The sequence below is a fragment of the Mesorhizobium sp. M0437 genome, from assembly GCF_040321335.1.
Taxonomy (GTDB): Bacteria; Pseudomonadota; Alphaproteobacteria; order Rhizobiales; family Rhizobiaceae; genus Mesorhizobium.
Genome location: NZ_JAMYRK010000150.1, coordinates 1 through 3,721 on the forward strand (window position 1 = coordinate 1; position 3,721 = coordinate 3,721).

Here is a 3,721-nt window from a genome sequence, read left to right on the forward strand (position 1 = left end):
CCCCCCGGCGGTTTTTTCGGCGGGGCCGGGCCGCCCAAAAGTCCGGCCCATAACCACCCGTGTGCTCACCCCCCCCCCCCCCCCGCAGGGCGGGGCCGGGCGGCGTCGATGAACACGTTTATTCGCCGAGCTTGGATAGCGGCATCGCTATCACGCTGAGAGCCTGTTATGCTGGTCCAGCGTTTGATCGCAGTCTTGATCCGTGCGAGCAGCTTGTGAGGGATGCAACCGAACGAGGCGCTGCTCCCACAGTCGTCGCAGGCCCTCCATCACAGCGTCACGCTTAGCCTGATCCGGCGCAATTGTATTGAGGAGATCTCCCAACATGGCTTCGCCCTCAATCCGCATCAGCAGATTAAACAAGTCGTGTGAAATTCGCACACTGTCACTGTTGAAGTGGGTCGTGCTGATCTCGCAGTGAGTTTCCCGACGATCTGGCGCTTTGTAAGCGCGGGTTTGATGGAGGGACACATAGGGCGGCAACGAAACCGCAAGCGCAGTCCAATCCTGCAGCGTTGCAGCCCGCTTTTTTACCAGGAAGGGCCCGACCACAAGTCCATCCAGCTCTGTCGTCAGAAAGGTGGCAATCGCGTCTGCAACCGAATCCACGATCGGTTCGGCATTGTTGTTAAAGGACGTATTGAGCAGAATTGGAGTGCCTGTGCGCTTCTTGAACGCATTGATGACCTCCCAGTACGCGGGATTGGCGTTGTGCGATACTGTTTGCAGGCGAGCGGTACCGTCGACGTGCGTGATGGCACCGAGCAAGGCGCGCTTTGAGTCACGCACGCGAACGACGAAATTCATGAATGGAAATTCGTGCCTACCGTCCGGGAGGTCGAAAAATTCGCTCGCATCCTCCTCCAGCACAGATGGCGCGAAGGGCCGATAGCCTTCGCGCTTCTTGACCATCGCATTGATCCGGTCCTTGTTTGCGGCGGGCCGAGGGTCGGCAAGAATGCTGCGGTTGCCCAGCGCACGTGGCCCAAACTCCGAACGACCCTGCACCCAGCCGATCACGGCGCCGTTGGCGATCCAGTCGGCTGCACTGCTTGCCACGTCATCAGAGCGTTCAACCTCGAGATGTCCGGCCCATGCATTCAGTTCCTGTTGCACGGCGCGCTCGCTCCCGAGATCAGGACCCCAATAGACCTCCTGCAGTCGCTCACACGGCGCGGGGCGGCCCATCTCGTTAGAGACTATCAGCGCAGCTCCCAATGCGCAGCCAGCGTCGTGAGACGCGGGTTGCACGAAGATGTCTTCGAAAAGCCCTGAATACAGCAGCTTACCGTTCATCGTACAGTTGTGGGCCACCCCCCCCGCCAGGCACAACCGCTTCATGCCGGTGGCCTCACGGTGATGCCGGAGAATGTGGAACACGATCCGCTCAAGCGCTTCCTGCAGTGACGCACTCACATCTCGATGCTGCTGGGTGAAGGGCATTCCCTTTCGCCTGACCTCGATATTGCGGAGCAACGCCGGACCGATGCGGTCGAGGTGAACACGGTAGCCACCGCCGTTGGCGGAGAGCTCGTAGAACTGCTCGAAGAGCTCGCGATAGGGAGCGGGGTCGCCGTAGGGCGCGAGTCCCATTACCTTATACTCGTCGAACAAGCCGTAGCCGAGATAGCGGATCGTCTCGAGATAAAACAGCCCAAGAGAATTGTTCTCGGGGAAAGCCTCGAGTTGCGTAATTTCTGTGCCAGACCCTACCGCCAAGAGGCCCGATTGGAAATCACCAGAGCCATCAATCGCTAGAATGAGACTTTGTTCGAAGCCCGACATTGCAAAGGCGCTCACGGCGTGCGCCTGATGATGACTTACGAATGAAATACGCGAACTGTCCAACTTAGTGCCGAACTCACGCGTTAACAGATCCTGCACCAACGTTTTAGCATCCAACGGAATGGAGAGAATGTCCGGGTGGGATGCGGACATACCTTCAAGCATGGCGTTGGCATAGGGCTCGCTGGCGTAGAGCGCGACACGATCAATGTCGTTGAGCTGAACCCCCGCCGCTGACAGACAGTATTGAATCGAACGAATTGGGAGCTTGTTGGAGTGTTTCATCCGATTGAGGCGTTCCTCTTCGACGGCTGCTATCACCCGTCCGTCTCGGACGAGCACCGCGGCGCCATCGTGCATAAAGGCGTTCCGAAGCTCGAATCGGTTTTCATGGACTTGGTCAAGTCCGCCGCTAATTCCTAGACACAGCATTTCTTTCTCCACATAGTGACGGGCAAGCCAAATTGGCCTGCCTCCGTTTCCAACTAAATAGGCCGCATTGTCGCTTGCAGCTGCAACCGCCTGTCAGGCATCACCGGCATCAAAGAACGCCTCATAAGGGGTCCGCCTGAATCAACATGAGATGCTTCGATCGTGGCGCCTGCCGTTCCATGACGCCGAGAGCTTGGCTGGATCACCGCGCCGTGAACTGGCCCGATTTCATTCCCCGAAAGACCGTCGCACAGCGAGTGACACGTGCTGCACTGTCCACCTGCTTCCCGGTCGCACATCCGATAACGCCTTCGGCTGTGCAGGAGGCCGCATCGCGTCATGCGTCGGCCAAACATGGCACCGACTGGAAGCACGGCAATACCGCGTAGATGTAAAGTGCGCTGATGTTGTATGGTAGCGCTGCCGGCCGGGTCTCCAATCCGCTGCCCAGACGAGCCGACCGGATCTGCCTGCGGCAATAAGCCCGCCCACAAGCAGAATCGCGCTGGGCAGCGGGCTCGCCTGCAAGACTTCGCAGCTCAGGAACATTGGGGACGACTAGCGTCGAACCGCCGACATGGTCGGCCAGTTGCAACTCACTTCTCGGCACGACCTCCACTGCACGTCAGGGCGCATGGAAGATTTTCTCCTTGGATGGGTGATCGGTGCGGACGTGCTTTTGTCCATGCAAGATTTCCGAAGAGTTATGAAATCGTTTGTTTCGATCAAAGTCATCCACGCTATGAATAGCTGACGGACATGCGCTTCAAAGGGCTTCAGGCTTCCTGGATGGCTACTCCGATTTGAAGCGCGTGGCATTCCATGCGCTCTGTCACAACATTTCAGCAAAGGGTATGAGAGCAAACCCACACTTCTTTTTCGAAATTCGCTTCGAGCATTCGGGATGAGGTGCTGGGCGATTCACGCAGTCCACGGATCGAAGAGCTCTATTCCGAAGCCTTCGAAATCCTTCATATTACGCGTTGCCAGAGTGAGCTCCTGGGCAATCGCTGTGGCTGCGATCAATCCGTCCATTGACGTCAGCCCGCGGCCGCGGCGCTTCGCAAGACCCATCAGATCGCCCCAGGCCAGAGCAACCGGCTCGTCGACGGGGAGGACTCTCTGCTCGAAACGCTGAGGCAGGTCTCGGGCAAGCCATTCGGCCAGCGCCTCACGCTTCCGACCCTCGCCCATGAGAGCAACGCCGCGCCGGATTTCCGCGATCGACACCACGCTGATGAACGAGCGATCCTCGTCGAGCTTGTCCAGCCATTCCAGAACGCGTGCGTCCGGCGCCGGCCTTGTCACCTCGGACAGGACATTCGTGTCCAGCAGTAGCCTCACAGCGGCAGATCACGCGGTTCATCGCGTTGACGCTCAAGGTCGAGTTCCGCGCCGCGTTGCGGCGGCTCCCCCAGAAAAAACCCCAGCCCGCCCCTGCGCCCCAACATTAGGTGGGAATACACGGCGGGGGCCGCCACCACCCATGGCCCAACCGTGCGCG

At 59.0% G+C, this 3,721-nt stretch carries 2 protein-coding genes; both read right to left on the reverse strand.

Features of this window, described 5'->3' with window-relative positions:
- Nucleotides 1-150: 150 nt before the first annotated feature.
- Nucleotides 151-2,217: a carbamoyltransferase family protein gene (locus NKI72_RS34265; protein WP_352852146.1), complete on the reverse strand. Its 2,067-nt coding sequence runs from the start codon at nt 2,215-2,217 to the stop codon at nt 151-153.
- 921 nt (nt 2,218-3,138) lie between these two features.
- Nucleotides 3,139-3,561, reverse strand: a complete 423-nt coding sequence (locus NKI72_RS34270; protein WP_352480554.1) for a type II toxin-antitoxin system VapC family toxin — start codon at nt 3,559-3,561, stop codon at nt 3,139-3,141.
- Nucleotides 3,562-3,721 lie beyond the last annotated feature (160 nt).